General features: G+C 36.0%; 19 protein-coding genes. 11 read left to right on the top strand and 8 right to left on the bottom strand.

What is annotated here, in order from left to right; genetic code table 11:
* The first annotated feature begins 11 nt into the window (after positions 1–11).
* Both AC5LXV_RS06310 and AC5LXV_RS06305 read left to right on the top strand, forming a co-directional pair.
* On the top strand, positions 12–989 hold the full coding sequence (locus tag AC5LXV_RS06310) for a carbohydrate kinase family protein (RefSeq protein ID WP_493467700.1): 978 nt from the start codon (positions 12–14) through the stop codon (positions 987–989).
* Entirely contained in the window at positions 982–1962 is a 981-nt protein-coding gene (locus AC5LXV_RS06305) for an aldo/keto reductase (protein WP_493467699.1), read from the top strand. Before AC5LXV_RS06310 ends, AC5LXV_RS06305 begins: the two co-directional genes overlap by 8 nt.
* A 140-nt stretch (positions 1963–2102) precedes the next feature.
* Here the strand turns inward: AC5LXV_RS06305 and AC5LXV_RS06300 are convergent, their stop codons facing one another.
* The 4 genes from AC5LXV_RS06300 to AC5LXV_RS06285 form a co-directional block, all read right to left on the bottom strand.
* The gene (locus tag AC5LXV_RS06300) at positions 2103–2861 is read right to left on the bottom strand and encodes a DeoR/GlpR family DNA-binding transcription regulator (protein WP_493467698.1); all 759 of its coding nucleotides are present in this window, start codon (positions 2859–2861) and stop codon (positions 2103–2105) included.
* Between the two features lie 164 nt (positions 2862–3025).
* On the bottom strand, positions 3026–3865 hold the full coding sequence (locus AC5LXV_RS06295) for a class II fructose-bisphosphate aldolase (RefSeq protein ID WP_493467697.1): 840 nt from the start codon (positions 3863–3865) through the stop codon (positions 3026–3028).
* A gap of 17 nt (positions 3866–3882) precedes the next feature.
* Entirely contained in the window at positions 3883–4959 is a 1077-nt protein-coding gene (locus tag AC5LXV_RS06290) for a zinc-binding dehydrogenase (RefSeq protein WP_086359557.1), read from the bottom strand.
* A 20-nt stretch (positions 4960–4979) separates the two neighbouring features.
* Positions 4980–6356: an MFS transporter gene (locus AC5LXV_RS06285; protein ID WP_493467696.1), complete on the bottom strand. Its 1377-nt coding sequence runs from the start codon at positions 6354–6356 to the stop codon at positions 4980–4982.
* Between the two features lie 482 nt (positions 6357–6838).
* Between AC5LXV_RS06285 and AC5LXV_RS06280 the strand changes: the two genes are divergently transcribed.
* The 3 genes from AC5LXV_RS06280 to glmS all read left to right on the top strand — a co-directional run bounded on the left by AC5LXV_RS06280 (position 6839) and on the right by glmS (position 11513).
* Positions 6839–8155 carry an MFS transporter gene (locus AC5LXV_RS06280; RefSeq protein ID WP_110423969.1) on the top strand — a complete coding sequence of 439 codons (1317 nt, stop codon included), beginning with the start codon at positions 6839–6841 and terminating at the stop codon, positions 8153–8155.
* Between the two features lie 139 nt (positions 8156–8294).
* On the top strand, positions 8295–9677 hold the full coding sequence (gene glmU, locus AC5LXV_RS06275) for a bifunctional UDP-N-acetylglucosamine diphosphorylase/glucosamine-1-phosphate N-acetyltransferase GlmU (protein WP_493467695.1): 1383 nt from the start codon (positions 8295–8297) through the stop codon (positions 9675–9677).
* A 3-nt stretch (positions 9678–9680) separates the two neighbouring features.
* Positions 9681–11513 carry a glutamine--fructose-6-phosphate transaminase (isomerizing) gene (glmS, locus tag AC5LXV_RS06270; RefSeq protein WP_493467694.1) on the top strand — a complete coding sequence of 611 codons (1833 nt, stop codon included), beginning with the start codon at positions 9681–9683 and terminating at the stop codon, positions 11511–11513.
* Positions 11514–12160: 647 nt separating this feature from the next.
* Here the strand turns inward: glmS and AC5LXV_RS06265 are convergent.
* On the bottom strand, positions 12161–12457 hold the full coding sequence (locus AC5LXV_RS06265) for a hypothetical protein (RefSeq protein WP_493467693.1): 297 nt from the start codon (positions 12455–12457) through the stop codon (positions 12161–12163).
* Positions 12458–12858: 401 nt separating this feature from the next.
* Between AC5LXV_RS06265 and AC5LXV_RS06260 the strand changes: the two genes are divergently transcribed.
* The 6 genes from AC5LXV_RS06260 to AC5LXV_RS06235 all read left to right on the top strand — a co-directional run bounded on the left by AC5LXV_RS06260 (position 12859) and on the right by AC5LXV_RS06235 (position 21748).
* Positions 12859–14727: a PTS mannitol transporter subunit IICBA gene (locus AC5LXV_RS06260; RefSeq protein ID WP_493467692.1), complete on the top strand. Its 1869-nt coding sequence runs from the start codon at positions 12859–12861 to the stop codon at positions 14725–14727.
* Between the two features lie 76 nt (positions 14728–14803).
* The gene (locus tag AC5LXV_RS06255; protein ID WP_493467691.1) at positions 14804–15964 is read left to right on the top strand and encodes a mannitol-1-phosphate 5-dehydrogenase; all 1161 of its coding nucleotides are present in this window, start codon (positions 14804–14806) and stop codon (positions 15962–15964) included.
* A gap of 6 nt (positions 15965–15970) precedes the next feature.
* The gene (locus AC5LXV_RS06250) at positions 15971–16525 is read left to right on the top strand and encodes an MltR family transcriptional regulator (protein WP_493467690.1); all 555 of its coding nucleotides are present in this window, start codon (positions 15971–15973) and stop codon (positions 16523–16525) included.
* Positions 16526–16931: 406 nt separating this feature from the next.
* Positions 16932–17624 carry a hypothetical protein gene (locus AC5LXV_RS06245; protein ID WP_493467689.1) on the top strand — a complete coding sequence of 231 codons (693 nt, stop codon included), beginning with the start codon at positions 16932–16934 and terminating at the stop codon, positions 17622–17624.
* Positions 17625–18011: 387 nt separating this feature from the next.
* Positions 18012–20135: a bifunctional 23S rRNA (guanine(2069)-N(7))-methyltransferase RlmK/23S rRNA (guanine(2445)-N(2))-methyltransferase RlmL gene (gene rlmKL, locus AC5LXV_RS06240; RefSeq protein ID WP_493467688.1), complete on the top strand. Its 2124-nt coding sequence runs from the start codon at positions 18012–18014 to the stop codon at positions 20133–20135.
* A gap of 242 nt (positions 20136–20377) precedes the next feature.
* A complete protein-coding gene (locus tag AC5LXV_RS06235) occupies positions 20378–21748 on the top strand; it encodes an MFS transporter (RefSeq protein ID WP_493467687.1) in 1371 nt (456 codons plus the stop codon).
* Positions 21749–21801: 53 nt separating this feature from the next.
* On the opposite strand, the gene AC5LXV_RS06230 is transcribed toward AC5LXV_RS06235, so the two are convergent.
* From AC5LXV_RS06230 to AC5LXV_RS06220, 3 genes are all read right to left on the bottom strand, one after another.
* Positions 21802–22098 carry an ArsR/SmtB family transcription factor gene (locus AC5LXV_RS06230; protein ID WP_034901766.1) on the bottom strand — a complete coding sequence of 99 codons (297 nt, stop codon included), beginning with the start codon at positions 22096–22098 and terminating at the stop codon, positions 21802–21804.
* 619 nt (positions 22099–22717) lie between these two features.
* Positions 22718–24094, bottom strand: a complete 1377-nt coding sequence (locus tag AC5LXV_RS06225) for a hypothetical protein (protein WP_493467686.1) — start codon at positions 24092–24094, stop codon at positions 22718–22720.
* Positions 24095–24954: 860 nt separating this feature from the next.
* Entirely contained in the window at positions 24955–26328 is a 1374-nt protein-coding gene (locus AC5LXV_RS06220) for a hypothetical protein (protein WP_493467685.1), read from the bottom strand.
* Positions 26329–26741: the final 413 nt, after the last annotated feature.

Below are 26741 nucleotides of genomic sequence, written 5' to 3'. Positions count from 1 at the left end.
GGAGTTCGGAAATGAGCAGTGTTGAGGTGATTTGTATTGGTGCAGCAATTGTTGATTTACCTTTATATCCGGTAGGTGAACATATCTTTAAAAATGTTTCTTATCCAGTTGATAATATATCAATGACGATAGGCGGAGATGCAATAAATGAAGCAACAATTATTACAAGACTTGGTCACAAAGTATCATTATTTGCGATGGTTGGTAATGATGTTGCAGGTAAATTTATTAAAGATTTTGCCCAACAAAATAATATTATTACAGACAATTTAATAACCCGAGAAGATATCACCACATCTATAAATGTAGGTTTGGTTCAGGAAGATGGTGAGCGAACTTTTGTCACCAATAGAAATGGTAGTCTTTGGAAGATGTCCTTACAAGACATTGGACTGGCTAATATCAAACAAGCAAAAATCTTATCTTTAGCAAGTATTTTCAATAATCCTAAATTGGATAATCACGCATTAGTTTCAATTTTCAAAAAAGCAAAATCTGAACATATGATTATTTGCGCTGATATGGTTAAGAGTCGGTTAGGTGAAGGTTTAAACGATATAGCTGAAGCATTAAGTTATATTGATTACTTCTTCCCCAATTATGATGAAGCATCTGAGCTCACAGGAAAAACAGAACTGAGTGAGATTGCGGATACTTTCATTGCATTAGGGGTAAAGAACGTGCTTATCAAAATTGGAAAAAAAGGTTGTTACATTAAAAACCAACATCTAAGCAAAATTGCCCCCGCGTTCAAAAAACCTAAAGGCGTCAAAATTGATACTATCGGCGCAGGCGATAACTTTGCATCAGGATTTATTTCTGCCTTATTAAGAGGACAATCAATTGAAGAGTGTGCGGTATTTGGTAATGCAGTAGCTTCAGTATCAATTGAGTCACTAGGGGCAACAACCGGCGTGAAAAGTCGTAAACAAGTAGAAGAGATGATCTCAATTTATGAAAAAAGTAATGGGAGAGTGAGTTGTGAATAAAATGAAATTAGGTAAAACTGGACTTGATATATCAAGAATTGGCTTAGGAACATGGGCAATTGGTGGCGGTCCCGCTTTTGGCAATCAAGATAATAAACAAGTTTCAATAGAAACAATTAGATATGCACTTGAAAAAAATATAAATTTTTTAGATACCGCTCCAGCTTATAATTTTGGCAATAGTGAGGCAATTGTTGGCGAAGCAATTAAAGGAATACGCGACAAATACATCATTATTACCAAATGTGGTATTACATGGGAACGAGAAGGAAGTTTTTTTAATAAAGTTGGCGAACGCTCTCTATTTAAAAATTTATCAAAAGAATCAATTAGATTAGAAGTTGAGAGCAGTTTAAAACGATTACAAACTGATTATATTGATGTTTATATGACTCATTGGCAATCAGTTGAACCTTTTTTTACACCAATTTCAGAAACCGTTGCAGTGTTAAATGAATTGAAAGCAGAAGGCAAAATAAAGGCAATCGGTGCAGCCAATGTAGATATCAACCATGTCAAAGAATATCTAAAATATGGTCAATTAGATATTGTCCAAGCAAAATACAGTGTATTAGATAGGCAAGTTGAGAAAGAGCTGTTACCTTTGTGTAAGGAACATGATATTACTCTACAAGCTTATTCCCCTTTAGAAATGGGCATTTTAACTGGTGCCATTGAAAAAGATTATATTGCCCCTAAAGGTACAGCAAGATTTGGAAAAAAGTGGTTTGAACCTAAAAATTTATCTAATGCTATTGATATGATGAATAAATGGAAACCATTATGTGAAAAATATCACTGTAGTATCGCCAATCTTGCTATCGCTTGGATACTTGCGCAAGGTGATAATATTAATGTGCTTAGTGGTTCCACCACTAAAGCTGAATTAGATGAAAACAGCAAAGCGACAGATATAAACTTATCCGAACAAGATAAAAATTATATTAGAAAACTAGCCGAAGATATTTCATAAAAACAAGGCTCATTCAGCTGACTAATAAACCTACTAAGTTAAGATAATCAAATTAATTTAGTAGGTTATATGGATAGTTATTTACCATAAGTAAAAACAAAAATAACGCTATTTGCTCTCTAACTTATCAAGCTCAATAATTAATATATTAACTCTATGTGGTTAGTTTTGAGATAGGTAATCCACTCTTTACTCGGCTCTTTATCCGTAATAATGGTGGTAATATTAGATAGATTGGTTAAATGAACAAATGCTTTTTTGTTAAATTTTGATGAATCTGCAAGTAGTATCACTTCAGTAGCTTGTGAGATCATGCGCATTTTTAATTTAGCTTCATCTTCGTTGGAATCGGTAATACCTGTAGCTATATCTAATCCTTTACAACTAATAACGGCGGTATCTACATTATAGTTGCAAATCGATTGCTCAGCTAATGTGCCTTGTAGTGAAAGTGATTGCTTATTAAACATACCGCCAGTAGACAAAATATTCACCGATGACAGCATAAGTTCACGCAATGCTTCAGTCGAATTAGTAACAATAGTCAAATCATTGCGATCTTTTAATAATTTTAAGGTTTCCATTACGGTCGAACTAGAATCAGCCGATATGGTCGACCGGTTTTTAAGCAGTTGTACAGTTTTAATTGCGATATTTTGTTTTTGCTCAAAATTCTTTTCAGCTCTTTTATAGAACGGGATGTTGGATACAATCTCTTCCCCATTAAATACTGCACCGCCATAAGTTCTAGTCGCAAAATTTTCAGCTTCAAGTTTTTCTAAATCTCTTCTTATTGTCTCTTCGGTGACTGAAAACTTTTGGCTTAAATCAGACACTAATACTTTTTTGTCATTAAGTAATAATTGCCTAATAGTTGCTAATCGATTTGTTCCTTTCATAGTATTTAGCTCTGAATTTTGGATTTCATTGCATAATATCATATTTTTTTGCAGAAAAAAAAGTTACTTCTACAACGTTATTCTGTGAAAAAAATAAATAAATTCATTTTTTAAATCAAAAACTATAGAAACTAACACTTCTATAGTTTTTGGGTGATTAGCCATTATTGCGGGCTTTTGTCTTCAGCACCAAATAGTGTGATTTTTTCAATCGCTCTATTTTTTACTGCGGCTCGAACACTTCTTTCAAGCTCAAGGAAGGATGCATTAACATTTTTTCGAATTGCATCCATCGCAGCCAAACAAAGTTCCGTATGAATATTGATTTTCGAAATACCTAAAGATATTGAAGTTTTGATATCATGATCGGCAATCCCTGATGCGCCATGAAGAACAATTGGAATATCAACAGCATTTCTTACTTTTTCAAGAACATCAAAAGCAATTTTAGGTTCTGAAGAATAAACACCATGCACATTACCAATAGCTACCGCCAAAGAATCACACTGTGTTCTATCAACAAATTCTGCTGCTTGTGAAGGCTCGGTATAATGATAGCCCGATAACGCTTCTTCATAAATAGTTTCATTCCCCACATGCCCTAATTCAGCTTCAACAGGTACACCTAACGGATGAAAATAATCAACGACTTCTTTGGTTAGTTTAATGTTCTCTTCAAATGGACAAGCAGAAGCATCTCGCATAACCGAATTCATACCATAATTATAGGCATTTTGAACAATCTCCATACTTCGTCCATGATCCCAATGAGTGATAACTGGAACAGAGGCATTTTTAGCCATCGAAACCATCATTGGTGCGAACTCTTCAAATATGGTATTACCGATAAAACCCGTACCAAAAGAGATAATAATTGGCGCTTTAGTTTCTTCAGCGGCATCAATAACGCCCATTAGCATTTCGGCATTCCATACATTAAAATGTGGAATAGCAAAACCGTTCTTTTGTGCAAATTCTTCCCAATATTTTATATTTGCTAACATGTTATCTCCTATTCGTTTTAGTCATTAAAGTCATATGTCAAAATGACTTTAATCGCTTCTTTGTTTGCCATTAACTCAAAACCTTTTTCCCATTCAGATAATCCAAATCTGTGGGTTATCATTGGTTTAACTTTAATTTTTCCATCTGCTAATAATCTAATAGCGTTACGCCAGGTGGTTGAGTCATAAGCCATATGTCCAATAATACTTATTGCCCATGACGTAATATCATTAATTGGATAATTAAAAGGTTTGAAACCCATACCGATTCGAACTACTTCACCATTCGGTCTAAGCATATCTATTGACTGTTTAAGTGCGATATTGGCGCCTGAACACTCCAACACTAGACCTAAATTATCTACGCCACATATTTCCTGACATCGTTTTACAACATCTTCTTTAGAACCATTGACTAAATGCGTTGCACCAAGTTGTTTAGCTACTGCAAAACGTTTCTTGGTATCTTCTTCAAGCCCGACCATGACAATATTTACCGCACCCATTAGTTTTGCCATCTGCACAGAAAACAATCCCAAAGGACCAGTACCAATAACCACCACATCGTTGCCCGGTAAAAAACTTGAACGTTGAGCAATTGCTTTATAAGCATTACAGATTGGGTCAAGTACACAGGCTTCTTCATAATCTAAATTTTCAGGGATTTCCCAAATTGCATGTTTATGAATTCTTAGAATTTCACCGGGGATTAAACAATATTTTGAAAACCCACCTCCCCAACGGTTATTATCAAGACCAAGATTTACTTTTTCTTTGCAGGTTAAAAAATCACCCTTATCACAAGCCGGACATTTACCACAAACATGTCCAGAGTTATCTGAGACAATCCTCTGCCCAACATGCCAATCAGTCACTTTGCTACCAACTTTGACGATCTTTCCTGCAAATTCATGACCTCTGATGGAATTAAATTCATCAGAACCATTTTCAACACGAAAATGTTTCATATCAGCACCACAAATAGCCGCGGCTTTAACTTCAATGACAATATCTTCATCACCACAAACCGGCTCAGGAACATCAATTAAACGATATCCACCAAACTCTTTTCCATATCTTGCTAACGCTTTCATAATTCACTCTCCAAATTAAATTAACTCTCTTTTTTAACAATATTACCAATATCCTCAACGGATGCGCTCCTCGTCTCAATACCAACAATGGCAATGATTAACGCGGTAGCAATAGCCACGCCACCAAGTAGTAAGAACACGCCAACAACACCTGAAGTATTTAAAAAATAGGCAACGCCATATGGTGCAATGATGCCACTCACACGCCCGACAGCATTGGCAAGTCCTGCACCACGCATTTTTGCTGCTGTTGGCCATATTTCTGGCACATAAACAGCTGATGCATAACAAACATACATATAAACAAAGGTAATTAAGAAAAATCCCAAGATAGATATTGTGGTCATATCGCTTTGTAATGAATATATATAGCCTAAGACAGCAATAATAATTAATAGACCAATCCCCATGATTTTTCTTGGAATTTTGTCAATAATGAACATCGCAATAAATATGCCGATTGGTGCACCAAACATACTCATCGTATTTAATAAAACTGAATCTTTTAAATTGATACCTTGTTTCAAGAAGATGGTTGGTAGCCAATTAATTAGGGTGTACTGCACGACATTCATTGCGATAAGAACAAATGATCCTAAAATGACACGTTTTAATAATTCCCCTTGAAACAGTTGTGAATAGGAGATATTGGTTTCTTTAGCATTATCCAGTTTCTCATATGGCGGTAATGGTTTACCTGTTTCGGCAACAACACGTTTTTCAATATCTGAAACTATTTTTTCAGCTTCGGCATATCTACCTTGAGATTCAAGCCATCGAGGCGATTCGGGAAAATGACGATAGGTAACCCAAAAGAGTATAGTCGATAAAAAAGCGGGAACTAAAAGCTGTATACGCCAATTCATTTCCGGGGCGATAGCCGGAGTAATAGCCATGGCAATCAATGAACAAACAGGATAAGACCAATTTCCTATAAACGAAGCACGTGCAGACCATGTTCCCCTTGTTTTACTAGGAACATATTCAGTAAAACCGGCAAATAATGTTACTAGTAAGGCACCGAGGGCAAATCCCATAACAAATCGACAAACAATTAAAAACGTCATATTAGGTGACATAGCACCAATAACCATCGAAATAATATGGATAAAGACAAAAAGCAGGTAGCTTTTTCTTCTGCCAATCCTATCGCCAATAATCCCGCCGATAAAAGCACCAAAAAACATACCAGCTGTAGTTAGCGACGAAAAGATCGCGGTAATGTTATTGTTTGTCCAACCAATTTCTTGCAATTGGGCGAGCATTAAACCACCAATTGCATTACTCCAACTAACCAACAAACCAAAAGCGACTAAACCAAAAATTTTCCATTGATTTTTGCTTGTTGGTAACCTATCTAATCTTGCCCCACAATAGGGTTTTGTTATCTCATTCATTGCTTCCAACCTTATTCAATTAAGCCAAACAACCAAGCGATTAATTATTAATTAACAATCACCTTTTTTTGAAAACAGACAAAATATGACACCATTATTTTTTAAAGTCAACATAAATTCTTTTGTTCAAAGATTTTATGTTGGATTGTGATATTGTTGTTTTCGAATAAGCAAATTGAATAAAATTTAATTATAATCATCGAATTATCCAAATAATTAAAAATTAAAAAACCATATGTATTGATATACCACACCAATAACATTCTGCAAATTTTGTGAAATAGCGCACATAAAAAAGATTTTTTGTTTGAATTAATCATTTTTTCTTGGAATATTACATTATTATTTTGATTAATCATTAGGGATATTAATGATTACTTAATATTTATTGCTATGAGTGAAACGAATTAGCAAAAGCATAGAAAAATTGACAGTTGCAATAGTATTTTATCTTTTTAAAAATTAAATGATTAGGAGCAATAATGAGTAATTTAGCAGCACGACTTGATCGACTCCCGATCAGTTCTTTTCATCGAAATTTACTGATTATTATTGGTGGAGGAATGTTTTTTGACGGTTTTGATAATTATTTGGCTAATTCAGTTTTAAGTATTTTAATTGAGGAAAACTGGTCTACATTACATTTAAATGCCTGTTTTTTATCTGGAACATCATTAGGCATGTTACTTGGCTCAATTATGGCTGGATACCTTGGTGATAAACATGGCCGAAAATCTACCTATCAAATTAATTTGCTAATATTTGGTTTTGCATCAATTGCCTGTGCTTTGACACCTGATATGTACTGGTTAATTTTCTTTAGATTTTTAACCGGTATTGGATTAGGCGCTGAAATTGTTGTCGGTTATGGTTTACTGAGTGAATTTATCCCGCCTTCCCACCGTGGTCGTTGGGGAGCTCTCATGTCATTTATTGGTCAATTTGGTCTATTTTTTGTTACCTTTACTAGCTGGCTAATCATTCCATTAGCCGGCTGGCGAACAATGTTTGTGATTGCTGGTCTTGGTGGATTATTAGTATATATAGCTCGCAAGCAACTACCTGAATCACCTCGATGGTTAAGTAGAAAAGGACGAAAACAAGAAGCGGAAATCATTGTCAGCAATATTGAAAATAAGTATTACCAAGGTAATTTACCGACACCCAATACTGATAACCACTCAAATTTATATATTAAACCTAAAATTAGTGTTTTTGAGCCACGTTTTCGTAAACGAATATTTTTAGGGTCACTAATGATGGTAGTTCAGAGTATTTCTATTTATGGTTTTGTCGCGTGGCTACCGTCCTTAATGGTTAGCCAAGGAATATCGGCTAATCTATCACTAACTATCACTGTACTTATGACCTTAGGGGGACCAACCGGAGCAGTTTTTGCCTATTGCTTAACAGACAAAATAGGACGAAAACCGGCAATAATCTTAGGTTCATTACTTGCAGCATTATCAGGGATTTTATACGCACTTAGTTCATCACAATTATATGCCACACTTTGTGGTTTTGTTACCTTTTCGTTAATCTATTATTTGGTTTCGGTAATCCAAGCCGGTTATATCCCTGAACTTTTTCCAACCGATGTTAGAATGCGGTTATCGGCAATTTGCGTTATTTGTGGTCGTATATCCTCAATTATCATGCCATTCTTTGTCGTCTTGTTGTATAACTATGGCGGTATATTAATGGTAACCTCGTTGATCGCTATTTTGTTATGCATACAAGCTATAGCCGTCTATAGTTTGGGTATTGAGACCTATAACAAAAGCCTAGAGTCAATTTAGTAATAAAATTTCGGCGCAAAGATTAGCGGAATAGATAATCGTAAAACTTTTTTTAGGATAAAAATTAACAATTTCGGGGTGATTTCGTGGAAAACTTTGATTATAGTATTAGCCTTATTTAACCAGACCGGAACTGATTATGGCAATTTCACCTCCAAAGCGCAGTGCTATTATTTTGGCGGCAGGAAAAGGCACACGGATGTATTCCAACCTACCTAAAGTTTTACATAAAATCGGCGGTAAGCCGATGTTACAACATGTTATTGATACCGTTCAACAACTTAATACTGATCGCATCAATATTGTTTATGGTCATGGCAAAAGCGAGCTGGAAAAATCGCTACAAGATCAACCTGTACAACTGGTTTATCAAGCTGAACAGTTGGGTACAGGACATGCTGTTCAACAAGCTATTCCCTTTATTGAAGATGATGAAGATATCTTAATTTTATATGGTGATACACCTCTTATCTCAATTGAAACCTTGCAAAATCTCATCGCCAGTAAACCACAAGAAGGCATTGCCTTATTGACGGTGATTTTAGATGACCCAACTGGCTATGGTCGAATCGAACGTAAAGACGGTAAAGTGGTGGCTATTGTTGAACAAAAAGATGCCAATGCTGAACAGCAAAAAATTACTGAAATTAATACTGGTATCATGCTGGTAACTGGCAAATTACTTAAACAGTGGCTATCGCGCTTAACCAATAACAATGCGCAAAAAGAGTTCTATTTAACCGATATTATCGCCTTTGCTCACCAAGATGGTTATGAAATTTTAACTTCACATCCAATAAAGCAATTCGAAGTTGAAGGTGTTAACAACCGTTTGCAGTTAGCAACTTTAGAGCGCCATTATCAACAGCATCAAGCCGAGCAACTTTTACTTGCTGGCGTTACGTTACTTGACCCTGCACGCTTTGATTTACGCGGTAAGTTAACCCATGGCAAGGATGTCACAATTGATACTAATGTGATTATTCAAGGTGAGGTTAAGTTAGGAAACAATGTCTTTATTGGTGCCGGCTCTATTTTGAAAAACTGCACCATTGCTGATAACAGCGAAATTAGTCCTTACACAGTAATTGAAGACTCCGTCATTGCCGAGCACTGTACTATCGGCCCTTTTGCCCGAATACGACCAGGTAGCCAACTTGATGATCATGCGCATGTGGGTAACTTTGTCGAATTGAAAAAAGCCCATCTTGGTAAGGCCAGCAAAGCGGGACATCTAAGTTATTTAGGTGATAGTGAAATTGGTAGCAACGTCAACATTGGCGCTGGCACAATTACCTGTAACTATGATGGTGCGAACAAATTTAAAACCATAATTGAAGACGATGTATTTGTCGGTTCAGACACTCAACTCATTGCACCAGTCAAAATCGGTAAAGGGGTAACCATTGCCGCGGGGACAACGGTAACCAATGATGTCAATGACAATGAACTTGTAATTAGTCGCGTAAAACAGAAACAACTTGCTGGTTGGAAAAGACCAACTAAATTGAAAGAGGAATAAATAATGTGTGGTATTGTCGGTGCTATCGCCAAGCGTGATGTGGCAGAAATATTATTAGAAGGGTTAAAACGATTAGAATATCGTGGTTATGATTCTGCTGGACTGGCAATTATCTCACCTACTGGTGAGTTACAGCGAGTAAGACGTGTCGGAAAAGTAAAGGCGCTTAAAGATGCACTAGACGAGCATCCAATCAAAGGGTCAACAGGGATTGCGCATACTCGTTGGGCAACGCACGGCGAACCAGTCGAACACAATGCCCACCCACATGTATCGGGCTTTATTGCTGTTGTACATAATGGCATTATCGAAAATTTTGAGCCGCTACGTGAAAAACTCATCGCAAAAGGCTACCAATTTCGTTCAGAAACCGATACTGAAGTTATTGCTCACTTAATTCACGATATTATTACAACCGAAGATTGCTCACTGTTCGAAGCGGTACAAAAAGCAATCCCACAATTACGCGGTGCTTATGGCACTGTGGTAATGGATACTCGCAATCCAGACATTTTAGTCGCTGCCCGTTCAGGTAGCCCATTAGTAATTGGTTGTGGTGTTGGCGAAAACTTTATTGCCTCAGATCAACTAGCGTTATTACCGGTTACACGGCAATTTATCTTTTTAGAAGAAGGTGATATTGCATTAGTCACCCATCGCACAGTAACCATCTTTGACAAAAATTATCAAGAAGTCGATCGCCCTTGTATTGAGTCTGATGCTAAATATGACGCAGGCAGTAAAGCCGGCTTTAACCACTACATGCAGAAAGAGATTTACGAACAACCAAATGCCATCAAAAATACGCTTGAAGGCCGAATGGCACATGGTAAAGTGGATTTATCTGAACTTGGAGCCGATGCTGAAAATATTCTTAAACAAGTTGAACATGTGCAAATCGTCGCTTGTGGTACCGCTTATAATGCTGGTATGGTGGCTCGTTATTGGTTTGAAGCCTTGGCCGGTATTCCTTGTGACGTTGAAATCGCTTCAGAATTCCGCTATCGAAACCCCGCGCGTCGTAAAAATAGTTTATTTATCACCCTATCACAATCAGGTGAAACGGCAGATACCCTTGCGGCATTACGCTTAGCAAAAGAGAATAATTACCTAAGTACCCTTGGCGTCTGTAATGTGGCGGCCTCTACTCTGGTGCGTGAAGCGGATTTGGTGTTATTGACCAAAGCTGGCGTTGAAATTGGTGTTGCTTCAACCAAAGCTTTTACCACCCAATTGACAGTATTATTACTTTTAGTGGCCAAATTAGGGCGACTTAATAACATGGCCGAAATCACCGAACAAGCGATCGTCCATGCCCTGCAAACCTTACCAAATCGCATTGAACAAGTGTTAATGGCCGAACCTATAATCAAAAAACTTGCAGGTCATTTTGTCAATAAACACCATGCACTATTTTTAGGTCGTGGCGACGAGTACCCAATCGCCATGGAAGCGTCATTAAAATTAAAAGAGATCTCCTATATTCATGCCGAAGCTTACGCCGCTGGTGAATTAAAACATGGTCCTTTAGCGTTAATTGATGCCGATATGCCAGTGATTGTTATGGCACCGACCAATGACTTACTCGAAAAACTCAAAGCCAATATTGAAGAAGTGCGTGCCCGTGGTGGTCAACTTTATGTGTTTGCCGAGCAAGATGCAGGTTTTGTCAGTGACGATACTATGCATATTATCAATTTACCACATATTGAAGAACTCACTGCACCAATCTACTACACAGTACCGACGCAGTTGCTTGCTTACCATGTAGCTTTAATCAAAGGTACCGACGTTGATCAACCGCGCAACCTAGCAAAATCGGTAACAGTGGAGTAATTTGTTAGTTAAATGTAAGGACTTAGCCTTGAATAACAAATTTAGGCTAAGTTCTCATATTTACTCAAAAAAACACCTCGCAAAATCATTAAAACCCGCAGAATAAAATCATAATTTTGACTTAACTGCTGTCAAAATAGTGTTCTCATGGTGGCACGCTTGCGCGACATCAGATTATGTGTTGCCGCTAACAATCTTTGAATATGAACACAGTAACAGTAACAGTAACAGTAACAGTAACAGTAACAGTAACAGTAACAGTAACAGTAACAGTAACAGTATGAAACCCTTTTATTATTAAGATAACAACGAATATAATAATTTTGCCGACTTATGTGCCAATATCTGCGAAAATTTTATCGATAAAAAGAGACGACTTAGAGACTTAGAGACTTAGAGACTTAGAGACTTAGAGACTTAGAGACTTAGAGACTTAGAGACTTAGAGACTTAGAGACTTAGAGATTTGATGGTAAACCAAGCATATTGTCAACCACTAACCTAAACCATTAGTGGCTATACATCGATAGTATTTGATGATTTGCTAGTATAAAAATTTGAATTTACTTAATAGCATCCAATCAATTTAAGCAACGCATTGTTTTTTTTAATATGTTTTTAATGATTTGTCTAGTACTATGCATTTGTTTATTTTTTGCCGAAAATTAAAAATAAAATAACCGCAATGAATAGTAATATTATATGGAAGAAAAGAAACATTTGATAACTGCTAATACCAGCTCTATTAGCCATAGCAGCTAACACCGGTGAAAAAAATGCGGTACTGATAATATTAATACCGAATATAGTAGTAGAAATAGTCGGTTGTTTAACAAAAGTAATTAACGCCAATAAACTACATAACATAGCTAAAAGTAAACCTAAAAGTGGAATAAAAACAGATATTATGGCTAAAATTAATCCAAAAATTGAGAGAGCTTTCATTTTACCTCTAACTAATATAATGATTTTTCATCGAATCCATTAAATGAAATATGACAAAACTGGTTTGCATCTATAGCAAGCGCATAATAACAAATTTTCATCCGAGATAAAACTATTCTTAATAATTTCAATAAAATACTGATAATGCATCAATAAATTATCATGTTTACCTTTACTTTACTCTGATAGCCATTAATTCCATTCACTCATACAACGGCCAATGCCCCATTCTTGTAGTTACTCAAGGTAAAAATGTGATCTAAATCACAAAATCAGAAAATACCCCGCTTTTAACAGTGTGACATTCGTCACATTTTTTGATTATTTTTGATGAATCTACTAACTAAATACTTCTACAATAGCTGCATAATGATTATGTCAATCAATAAGGAAAGATTAATATGACAACATCAAACATTAAACTAAAAGTCCAAAATTTTGGGCGTTTTTTAAGCAACATGGTGATGCCCAATATTGGAGCATTTATTGCTTGGGGCTTTATAACCGCTATTTTCATTCCTACCGGCTGGTATCCAAACGAAACTGTAGCAAAATTAGTAGATCCAATGATCACCTATTTACTACCAATATTAATCGGTTATACCGGTGGTAAGCTTGTTCACGGTGAACGCGGAGCCGTTGTGGGAGCAATTACCACTATGGGCGTCGTTGTTGGTTCAACCATTCCAATGTTCTTAGGTGCCATGATAGTCGGTCCTCTTGGTGGTTGGGTAATTAAGCAATTCGATAAAGCGGTTGACGGTAAAATCAAAAGTGGTTTTGAAATGTTAGTGAATAACTTTTCTGCTGGCATTATTGGTATGTTACTCGCTTTATTATCATTCTTTGCTATAGGTCCTTCAGTTGTTGTTGCCTCAAATGTACTGGCTAGTGGTGTTGACTACATGGTTCAACATAATTTACTACCATTAACTTCCATTATTGTTGAACCGGCAAAAATCCTATTTTTAAATAATGCAATTAACCACGGCGTATTTTCACCGTTAGGTATTCAACAAGCTGCTGAACATGCCCAATCAATCTTCTTTTTAATTGAAGCAAACCCTGGTCCTGGGTTAGGGTTATTACTTGCTTATATGTTTTTTGGTAAAGGAGCGGCCAAAGGATCAGCCAGTGGTGCGGCAATTATTCACTTCTTTGGTGGTATTCATGAAATTTACTTCCCATATGTACTAATGAACCCTCGTTTAATTATTGCTATGATTTGCGGTGGGATGACTGGCGTATTTACATTGACTATTTTTGGTGCGGGTTTGAGTTCGCCGGCCTCACCGGGTTCTATCATTGCCGTACTTGCCGTAACCCCAAAAAATTCACTTCTTGGAGTAAGCGCATCCGTCATCGCGGCAACAGCAGTGACTTTCATTATTTCTGCGATTTTATTAAAAACAACTAAAAATGCTGATAAAAGCTTTGAAGATGCCAAATCTGATGTTTCTAACATGAAAAACGAAGCTAAAGGAGTGATCAACGGTAAACTAGACCTTGCTAACGTGAAAAAAATTATCGTTGCTTGTGATGCCGGCATGGGTTCAAGTGCGATGGGCGCCGGTGTACTACGTAAAAAAATAGAAGATACGCATTTAGATATTAACGTGACCAACCTAGCGATTAATAATTTACCAACAGATGCGGATATCATCATCACCCACAAAGACTTAACGGCACGTGCTAAACAATATGCACCTAACGCTTATCATATTTCATTAACTAATTTTTTAGATAGTGATTTATATAATCAATTGGTGAATGATTTAATCAAGGCAAGAGGTCAAGAGATCGCGCCAACTACGCAATCAAAAACAGACAGCCAACAACCGTTATTCAAATTGAATGAAACAAATATCTTTTTAGGTCTAACCGCACAAACTAAAGAAGAAGCTATTCGCTTTGCCGGTCAAAAATTGGTTGAAAAAGGTTATGTGAAACCGACTTATGTCGAAGCCATGTTAGAACGTGAACGTCTGACTTCAACTTACTTAGGCGAATCAATTGCAGTTCCACATGGCACAATTGAGGCTAAGGATGATGTCATTAATACCGGTATCGTATTTTGCCAATACCCAGCAGGTATACAATTTGGTGAAGAGGAGCAAGACAAAGCTAAAATTGTAATTGGTATTGCCGCTCGCAACAATGAACATCTTGATGTTATCGCCAAATTAACCAATGCACTTGATGACGAAAAGATTATTGCTAAACTGGCTACCACTAATAATATTCAAGAAGTTTTAGCAATATTAAGCTAACACAACTTAACTACTTCCTGGTTAGCTAGGAAGTAGTCTAACACATTAAAAATGATTTGAGATTAAGGGTTTTATTATGCAAGCATTACATTTTGGCGCCGGCAATATCGGGCGTGGTTTTATTGGTAAACTATTATCTGATGCCGGTGTCCATGTTACTTTCGCTGATGTTAATCAACAAGTGATTGATGAACTGGCGAGTCGTCATCAATATCCAGTCAATGTGGTGGGTGAACAATCGGTTTGCGAAATTGTTAAGAATGTTGATGCCATCAACAGTACCTCACCTAAAGTCAATGATTACATTGCCAAGGTCGATCTGGTTACAACTGCGGTGGGTCCTCAAATTTTAGCTCGTATTGCGCAGAGTGTTGCACAAGGTATTATCGCCCGCCATGCATCAGGTAACAATGCTCCACTCAATATTATTGCTTGTGAAAACATGGTGCGTGGCACCAGCCAGTTTAAACAAGAAATTGTTAAATATTTACCTGATGATCTACATCAATGGGTTAATGAGCATATTGGCTTTGTTGATTCAGCCGTGGATCGTATCGTACCGCCAGCAACGTCTAAAACAGGTGATATTTTAGAGGTGACGGTTGAAACTTTCTCGGAATGGATTGTCGATAAAACCCAATTTATTGGTGAAATCCCGCAAATCAAAGGTATGGAGCCTGTTGATAACCTAATGGCCTTTGTGGAACGTAAATTATTTACTCTAAATACTGGACATGCTATTACGGCCTATTTAGGTTTCTACAACAATATTGCTACCATCCGTGATGCGATCTTAAATGATAAAATTCGTAAAATTGTTCGTGGCGCTATGGAAGAAAGTGGTCAAGTGCTAATCAAACGCTATCATTTTGATCCTGTCAAACATCAAGCATATATTGAAAAAATCCTAAGCCGTTTTGAAAATCCTTATCTCCACGATGATACCGCCCGAGTAGGTCGTCAACCCCTACGCAAATTAGGCCGGGGCGATCGTTTAATTAAACCATTATTGGGCACCTTTGAATATCAACTTGGTAACCAAAATTTACTTATTGGTATTGCTGCAGCGCTTAACTATCGCAATAATGACGACGAACAAGCTATCGATTTAGCAAATCAAATTGCTAACAGCAGCTTAAAACAAGCATTTTGTAATATTTCTGAAATCGAAAGTGATAATCCAGTTGTTAGCAAAATAGAACAACTTTATACTGCTATGCAAAATCATCAATTTTAAGTGACAATGCCAAAGCAGACATTAGCAGAAGACACCATACTGGAAAAACTCAATCAGCAAGCTGATATCCACGGCTTGCTGAAGGTTGCTATCAAACTAATTAATGACAGCGTAAATCAACTAATTCTAAAAGTTTTTCGTAAAGAGCCTCATGCCATCAAGTTTGTCATTCCATCATTAGTGGGCAAAAACGGCCCACTCAATGACACCTCGGTCTGCTTAAAATTACTCTATGCGCTAGGAATTATTACCCGTGAGGATTATGAAGATATTGAATTGTTAATGGCAATTTTAGACGAGCTTGAACAAGACGATAAAAATTACACCTATCTGGATGACGAAATTTTAGGACCTATCAGCTTATTGCATGATATGATACTCCCGCCTAACTGGAATTATCCTCCAAATAACCTTCAAGAAAATGGTATTGTTGATGCTTTAAAATCGTCAATGTATCAAAACCGTTATCAACAGATGATCCGCTCGGCATTAATTATCGCCATCACGGACTTAACCTTACGAATTGTGAATAAACAGGAAATTGATTATTTTCCGGAATAGTCTTAGTTATTGATAAACTAAGCTAATACCGCTATTAACTTCTACTAAAAATAATATGGTGGATAATGGATATCCGGAAATTTAAGAAAATACTAAAGAACTTAAAAGCTCTCTTTTCAACTTTCTTGCAAAATTTTCAACGCATTTTGCTAATATGATGATATTTGCCTATCTCTTGAAAGCTAATTTTATCAAAATATATTTGTACATTTTTCCTTCTTGCGGTGATAGCTAGTTACCGTTATTATCTATGACTTATGATTCTCGAGGTTAAAATATAAGTAATAAGATAATAATTTATACCAAATAACAATCATATCAATAATAAATCAAAGATAAGTTTTATGATTTTTACTCATTGCAATAGTGGATTTTAAAATCCCCAAATAACTTTCAAGGAATAATAATGGCTAGAAAAAAAAATTCTGATGCTGGTGGCGCGTTATTAATTATATTGTTATGTATTGCCGCAATTTTAATTTTATCGCCTTTAGTAATTATCTTTTATGGTATTTATACTTCATTTAAAATAAATAAATATCAACCAAAACCTAAAAGTATTTCTGACTTTTGGTTAGATCCATCAGAAAAACAACAATTTAAAACTACTCTTCATAATTTACTCATTATTAATAATAAGATAGACGAAGCTCATTTAATGGCTGCAGAACATAATATATCAATAAATAAGGATGGTTCTTATAGTAAACGGAGCAATAAAGGTAAAGAAATATGCGCTATAATAGATAAATATACACCGATGAAAATTATATCTGAACAAGAGATCATTTCCTTACAACAACAACCTTATCGTTCATGGGAGAGTTACACCGATCTTTTATCGCAGTTAAAAAGCTGTTATATTTCAATGATATCATGGATAATTGGTTTTATTGTTATATGTTACTATTATCAACTTGATTCGTTTATGACATTTAAAAATTACGTAACATTTAATTCATCTCATCACATGATATTCATTATTTCTGGTGTTATATCAATCGTTGTCTTTTTTATTTGCAACATATTGATAAAGCATAGAATTATTATTCCGCCCAAACCTCCTATTGTTAGTATTGAAAACTTAGATGACTATTAACAAACTTTTTATTTTTAGTTGATAGCCAAAGGTTTTAAAATTGCCAGAATGATAGAAATTATCAAGTTTGAATTTATCTATCTCATTTAAAATGGTATGTAATAAAAGCGAGAAAGAAACAAGTAACAGATTAATCTTATCTCGCTTATCATTTTAAGTGTTTTAAGATTTAAATTTATCAAGTGAAAATGTCAAATTCGCGATATAACATAAATTTATCAAAAATTTGATTTAATGATTGTTTGATTTCTTCCTGCAATAAAACTATTCGTCATTTTTTTATATTGTTTATTTTTTATTTGATTACATATTGTTTAAGGTGATCATTTCCCACCATTGCAAATAGTCGGTATAATGCCAGCAATTTTATTGTTAAGTGGATTATGCATGAAAACGCTATTTGCCAGCACCTCTCGCGGGCTTGAAGAGTTATTAAAACAAGAGTTAGAAAATATTGGGGTAGTGAATTGTAAAGTAACCCAAGGTGGTGTCTATTACGATGCTGATGCATCAACCATGTACCAATCGCTATTGTGGTCTCGTTTAGCTTCTCGGATTTTATTGCCGATTGCCGAGTTTGATATCTATAGTGACTTAGATCTCTATTCATGTGTGATGAATATCAAATGGAGCGATATTTTTGCGGTCGATAACTCATTTATGATTAACTTTGTTGGTGTTAATGACTTTATTCGCAACAGTCAATATGGCGCACTTAAAATCAAAGATGCTATTGTTGATCACTTTATGCGACAAACCAATGAACGCCCAAATGTTGCTAAGCAACATCCTGATGTGCGTTTACATGCTTATCTCAACAAAAATCGCGTCTCATTATCATTAGATTTAAGTGGTGAAAGCCTGCACCAACGTGGTTATCGCCAACAAACAGGACAAGCGCCATTAAAAGAGAACTTAGCGGCAGCAATTATTCGCCGCTCAGGTTGGCAAACAGATGAACCTCTTATCGATCCAATGTGTGGTTCTGGAACTTTATTAATCGAAGCCGCGATGATAGCGTCTAACATTCCACCGGGACTTCTACGTAAACAGTGGGGATTTTTTGCTTGGCAAGGATTCAACCCAACACTTTGGAATGAGTTACTCTTCGCGGCCAAGCACAATGTAAAAAAAGCGACAACGCCTTTCATTGGTTATGACAATAACCCTGCGGTGTTAGAGCGCGCCAAGCAAAATGCTATCCAAGCTGGAGTTGGTGATTTAATTACTTTTGCTGTGCAGGATGTGACTCAATTAACTAATCCATTTGAGCACCAGATACATGGCATGATCATCAGCAATCCGCCTTATGGTGAACGATTAGAAAGTGAACCTGCATTGGTTGCCCTGCACTCTGCACTTGGTCGTCAAATTAAGCAACAATTTGCTGGGTGGCGACTATCGCTATTTAGTGGTGCGCCACAACTGTTAGATTGTTTGCAAATGCGAGCCGACAAACAGTTTAAAGCTAAAAATGGGCCTTTAGATTGTGTACAAAAAAATTATACCATTGCTGATCGTCAAGTCGATAAGCCGGTTACGTCACCAAATTTACCCGCAACCGATTTTGCCAATCGCCTACGTAAAAATTGCCAAAGATTTGCAAAATGGGCAAGCCAAGAACAACTTGAATGTTATCGCCTTTACGATGCAGATTTACCTGAATATAACGTGGCCATCGATCGTTATAAAGATAAAATTGTGATACAAGAATATGCCGCGCCAAAAAATATTGATCCGCAAAAAACGCGACAACGACTATTTGATATTATTAATGCCACTATGTCGGTACTGGAGTTAACTGCCGACCAATTGGTACTAAAAACTCGCGAAAAGCAAAAAGGCAAACAACAATATCAAAAACTCGGGCAAAAACAGGATTACTTCTTAGTCCATGAATATCCTATTAATCAGCAAAAAACGCAGTTTTGGGTTAATGTGGTCGATTATTTAGATACCGGTTTATTTTTGGATCATCGTCTAGCCAGAAAAATGATCGGCCAGATGAGCGCGGGTAAAGACTTTTTAAATCTATTTGCCTACACAGGTAGCGCAACTGTTTACGCCGGTCTTGGTGGAGCAAAATCAACCACAACCGTTGATATGTCACGCACCTATTTAGAGTGGGCTGATCGTAATTTAAAACAAAATGGGTTAACCGGAAAAAAACACCGATTGATTCAAGCCGACTGCTTGCTCTATTTATCACAGGCAGATGAACAATTTGATTTGATTTTTATCGATCCTCCAACATTTTCCAACTCTAAACGGATGAATGATACCTTTGATGTTCAGCGTGATCATCTTAAATTAATGGATGATTTAAAGCGATTATTGAGACCAAACGGTGTGATTGTCTTCTCAAACAATAAACGAGGCTTCAAAATGGATAGCGACGGTATGCAAAAACTGGGGTTGATATTTCAAGATATCACCGATAAAACCTTATCACTCGATTTTAAACGCAATAAACAGATCCACTGCTGCTTCATCGTTAAACATCAAGCATAAAATACCGCCGAAAGGCGGTAAATTCTTGCATCTTCAATAATAATTGAATCAAATTTATCTTAGCAATTAGCTATCGGTTATTCGGTTTGTTTTTATTTATTTAAATGGTAAAATAGTTAAATAACTAATGAACTATTAAACTGTAAACTCAAATAAGTTAGATACCATATAGCCTAATAGATTAAAAAAACTAAATTAAGGAAATTATTTTGCCCAATATAGCCAAGCAGGAGGTTGACAATATGCAAGAAATAAAGGTTAATTCATCAGCTATCATTATTTTAACTTCTTTAGGATTTTTCATGTCAATGATCGATTCAATGATAGTTACCACAGCCACTACCGCCATAAGAAATGATTTTCAAATATCGGTAAATTTATTACAGTGGTTGTTGAACATTTATAATATAACCATAGCGGCATTACTACTGGTTGGTGTATCACTGGGCGAAAAAATAGGCAGAAAAAAAGTCTATTTGATTGGTATTGCCATTTTCACTATTGCTTCTATATTTTGTGCTTTATCGACTAGTATTACCTTATTAATTATATCTCGAATGATACAGGCTGTTGGTGCTTGTGTTATGACGCCAATGTCCATGGCAATTCTAACACATTCATTACCCGTAGATATACGTGGAAAAGCTTTAGGAATATGGAGTGGCATTGGTGGTTTAGCACTAATTGTCGGGCCAGTTTTAGGTGGATTTATTGTCGCAACTTTATCATGGCAATGGATATTTTGGATTAATTTGCCTGTTGGAATAATAACAATCTATTTTGCTCGTAATTTATTACCTGAAAGTAAAGGTAAGGATGATAAATTGAACTTTATTGATATTTTGCTTATTGCCATCTCTTCCGCCGGGATAATATGGTCATTATCCACCATAACCACAAATACCACACACGTTATAACGATTATTACCGGATTATCTAGCCTCGCACTAGCTATTTTATTTATTGTTAGGCAAAAAATAAGTTCTACCCCTATGATTCCATTAAAACTATTTCGCAACAAGGTATTCACTAGTGGTAACATTGCAACTTTTTTATTATATGCCTCAATGTTTGGCGTGTTATTCTTTTTGCCGCAATTTTTTTTAGTATTAGAAAACGTTAATCCACTCGTGGCGGGATTACAATTATTACCTTGGACAGCAACATTAGTCGTTATCGCACCTTTTGCAGGCAGAGCTGTAGATAGATTTGGCGAAAAGATTATTGCAACATTAGGATTATTCTTACAGGGGATCGGTTATCTATTAATTATTTTTTTATTTAATGCAACTGATTCATATATAGCAATGGCAATACCTTTAATGATCGCCGGTATGGGACTTTCGATGGCAGGACCGGCTCTGCAAAAAGCGGTGTTAAGCGCTGTCGAACCAATATATTTAGGGAAAGCATCAGGAGTATATAATATATTTCGCTTATTTGGTGGCGCAATAGGTACCACAATATGCGTAATTGTATTCAATATTTTCGGCGGAACCACTAATTCAACAGCTTTTGCCGAAGGATTTGATGCCGTTATTATTACGGCTGGTCTGATATCATTATTAGGAATAGTTTTTTCAATAAGGTTAACAGCAAGGGATAAAAAATAATATTTGATAAAATCAAAGCGATAAATTCAACAATAAATCAATATTTGAGTATTTTAAAGATTATCAAAAAACCCGGTAACATATTTATCAAATGTTGATTTATTAAGCCATACATATTTTTCCCTAGCACTCTTTCTTACATTAATTAATTCTGCTTGTTGTAATAACCTAAAATGATAAGTTCCTGAGGGTTTACTAATACCAACTGCTTGACCAATTTCACCACAGATAACCTCTGTTTCTATACTTTTTAAATATTTAATTATTTCTATTCTAACCGGATCAGATAATGCTTTGAAAATAAGCACCATTTTTTCATTTAATTGGTTATCAATTGTACTATTATTCATCATATTTACAGAGTTAATTATAATTAAACATGATTATAACATGTGGTGAATTTATTCACCTAAAAAACTGATACTTCAACTTTTATATGGAACGTTTTTTGTGTCACAAAAATAAACTCAATCTATTGGAAATATAAATGTTTATGTTTCCAATCAAGTTGGATGGGGGTTAGTTAGTGGTTTGGTAAAAGTAGTAACGACTTAGAAACAGGCCTGATATTTGATAAGCTGAAACAGATCGTTACATTAATACCGAACGATGGGGTAAGGTGATCATGCAGTCACTACGCCAGTGGAGAGCACCGTGCGGATAAATTTTCTGGCATAAATTTGATTTTTTTTCAAACAAGCCTGAATAACATAACCAATTAAAATAATTATATATTTATTGGATTTTCATCTGAAATTTTTGTTTCGCAATCTTTTACTGTGAAAACTCCATTAAACAAAATAAATCCGCCGCTATTAGGGCGGATAGTTCACGCATTACTACGTCATAAAATCACTTTAGCTCACCCACTTCGTCAGTTTGGTTGATTTTGCGAGGAGCTTTTATAGAATGAATTAACTCTATTTTTCCTTATTATGCTGTGCCAATCCAAAAATTAAGAAATAAGATCTAAGGATAGACGCAAAGCCCGTTACGGGCGGGCGTAGGACCAGAGCGAACCGAGTTTCCAACAAGCGAGCCTACGATAAATCCTTCACTTGTCCAGTAATATTGACCTCGTGCACCGATACCATTGAAGTCGTAGAAATACATGTCGCCCCACTCAGCAAAGAAACCGGCTCCTATGTGACGTTGGTATAAATTATTTGGTGATGCAGGTATAGCACCGATAACACCTTGACACCAATAACCTGAACTAATATTCTGACAAGTCGCATTAGTTAAATCCTTTACCTTTGGAAGGTTGTATCCAATATTAGCACACCAAGGTGCTAAACTATAATAAGTAAACTCTTTAATACCACGTTTGACGAACCACTGCTTTAGCACAAAACCATACTTAACGACCTCGTTACCATAACTATCACGACCGACTAATTCAAAGGTCTGCGGCAATGTAGGACGATCTATATTGCCTAAACTACTTGGCTCATCTGAATTCACTTGGGCATCGGTGGCTACTGGCCCCTCTAATACAACGCGAACGGTTGTGCCAGAAGTATTTGGCGTCATAATCGCCTTAATATCACCATTAGGTGAAACTGTTTGCCAATTTAACGGACCACTTCCTCCTATATCTAAATCAAAAAATAGACTATGAGCTCCGGTAGTAGGAAAATTTAAATGATAAGATGAAACATTGGTAGACTGTGGAATAAAACCTTTATTTTCGTTCCACATTGTAACTGGACCACGAAAATCAACCTCTTGAGCCCATTGCTCAGGGTCATTATATGCACCATGCTTTAAGCTAGGCTTAGCAAAACAGACCATAGGTGATGTTTTAGGTTTAACATAATAGGTCGCATTACTTGCATTAAAACTACTTTCATCAGGAACCCCGTAATGCGTAGTTAAAGAACCTACTGTACTCGATAAAACTAATTTATATGGTGAATTACAAATATTTAATATTTCACTACGAGCGACAGGTTGATCATTTTTATCAAAAATAGCTAAACTTAAACTTCCTGTTACAGTTATACCATCAGGTCCCTGACCATCACCATCATCATCCCTCCAATAATTATATGGTGGGCCGATAAGTGCCTTTAAATCGATTTCATTAGTATCAATTGGCACAAACATACCAATATCAGCTAAACTCTGGTCAGCGATGGGTAATTCAATTGGATTAGCAAAAGTTGAATTATTGCTTTCAGGGGTAATTTCATCACCATTTGAAAGGGTTATCCCGAGCAGACCGTCGGCATTTGTGGCTCGTGTACGACCGCCATCGAAGGTTAAATATGGCGCATTACCATGAATAATATTCGAAGTTTTAGACGTTAACGCGTAGCTAGTATAGGAAGTTATTAGCAACAAGCTAAACGGTAATCCTAAAAAGATCTGCCGGGATAAAAAGGGTTGAAGAAAGGATCGCGCAAAATTTCGCGAATTTATGTATAACTTCGATAAAAAATAAATTATGGTGAAAAATAAACGTTGAGAACTTAACTTTGACGAAATTAAATTATAGGTTGTACATGTTGCGTGTTGCGTGTTGCGTGTTGAAAATTATAATGCATTTCGACGTTCCTGTCAATTAGACCTTTGATTTATTTTAAATTTGATGCTAATTATTTAGATATTTTCGTTTGCATTAAACGATGCGAAAAGTATAGTGACTGAAAAAACACGATGCAATATTTTTTTACGTTTAATTGTTAACTTTCGTAAAGAGAAGTAAAAAAATATAAAAAAATAGAAGGTTTAATCCTTATTCCAACAGGAAATAGCTTCTTTGGTTACATATCATTCGCTATAGCATATTGACGAGGTAAATTTTGTTTTAGTGGTTGAAATTAGTGGTTATTATTGAGAATGAGATTTTGTTTTTTAAGCACGTTATTAACAACAAAAAGTGCATTACTTAACTTTTTAGCAGTATTGTGTAATCATTTAGATTCAATCAAGTTTTAATAATTTAACCAATTAGCATAATTATAAACTTTAATAAATTGATACCTCTAAAACCGCTTTGCAACTTTTTGCTGTATAGAACCTCTCCCCTAAAATATATTCTCCTAAGTTACGGCAAATAGTTGATACATTACTACGTCATAAAATCACTTTAGCTCACCCACCTCGTCAGTTTGGTTGATTTTGCGAGGAGCTTTTATAGAATGAATTAACTCTATTTTTCCTTATTATGCTGTGCCAATCCAAAAATTAAGAAATAAGATTTAAGGATAGACGCAAAGCCCATTGCGCGGGGACACTAGGCCCATTTTAACCGAGTTACCAACAAGCGAGCCTACGATAAATCCTTCACTTGTCCAGTAATATTGACCTCGTGCACGGATACCATTGAAGTCGTAGAAAAACATGTCGCCCCACTCTGCAAAGAACCCGGCTCCTATGTGACGCTGGTATACATTATTTGGTGATGCAGGTATAGCACCGACTGCACCTTGACAGTCATTAGAAATAGCTCCCTGACAAGATGCATTAGTTAAATCCTTTACTTTAGGCACATGATACCTAATATTAGCACACCAAGGCGCTAAGCTAAAATAAGTAAACTCTTTAATACCACGTTTGACGAACCACTGCTTTAGCACAAAACCATACTTAACGACCTCGTTACCATAACTATCACGACCGACTAATTCAAAGGTCTGCGGCAATGTAGGACTACCTATATTGCCTAAACTACTTGGCTCATCTGAATTCACTTGGGCATCGGTGGCTACTGGCCCCTCTAATACAACACGAACGGTTGTGCCAGAAGCATTTGGCGTCATAATCGCCTTAATATCACCATTAGGTGAAACTGTTTGCCAATTTAACGGACCACTTCCTCCTATATCTAAATCAAAAAATAGACTATGAGCTCCGGTAGTAGGAAAATTTAAATGATAAGATGAAACATTGGTAGACTGTGGAATAAAACCTTTATTTTCGTTCCACATTGTAACTGGACCACGAAAATCAACGCCTTGAGCCCATGGCTCAGGTTCGTCATTTCCACCATGTTTTATGCTAGGCTTAGCAAAACAGACCATAGGTGATGCTTTAGGTTTAACATAATAGGTCGCATTACTTGCATTAAAACTACTTTCATCAGGAACCCCGTAATGCGTAGTTAAAGAACCTACGGTACTCGATAAAACTAATTTATATGGTGAATTACAAATATTTAATATTTCACTACGAGCGACAGGTTGATCATTTTTATCAAAAATAGCTAAACTTAAACTTCCTGTTACAGTTATACCATCAGGTCCCTGACCATCACCATCATCATCCCTCCAATAATTATATGGTGGGCCGATAAGTGCCTTTAAATCGATTTCATTAGTATCAATTGGCACAAACATACCAATATCAGCTAAACTCTGGTCAGCGATGGGTAATTCAATTGGATTAGCAAAAGTTGAATTATTGCTTTCAGGGGTAATTTCATCACCATTTGAAAGGGTTATCCCGAGCAGACCGTCGGCATTTGTGGCTCGTGTACGACCGCCATCGAAGGTTAAATATGGCGCATTACCATGAATAATATTCGAAGTTTTAGACGTTAACGCGTAGCTAGTATAGGAAGTTATTAGCAACAAGCTAAACGGTAATCCTAAAAAGATCTGCCGGGATAAAAAGGGTTGAAGAAAGGATCGCGCAAAATTTCGCGAATTTATGTATAACTTCGATAAAAAACAAATTATGGTGAAAAATAAACGTTGAGAACTTAACTTTGACGAAATTAAATTATAGGTTGTACATGTTGCGTGTTGCGTGTTGCGTGTTGAAAATTATAATGCATTTCGACGTTCCTGTCAATTAGACCTTTGATTTATTTTAAATTTGATGCTAATTATTTAGATATTTTCGTTTGCATTAAACGATACGAAAAGTATAGTGACTGAAAAAACACGATGCAATATTTTTTTACGTTTAATTGTTAACTTTCGTAAAGAGAAACAAAAAAGATATAGAAATAGATTACTTAATATTTATTCTAATTGGAGATAGC

This window comes from Gilliamella sp. LMG 34359 (assembly GCF_984569085.1).
The sequence above is the reverse complement of the archived record's forward strand: the minus strand, read 5'-3'. Positions and strand labels throughout refer to the sequence as shown.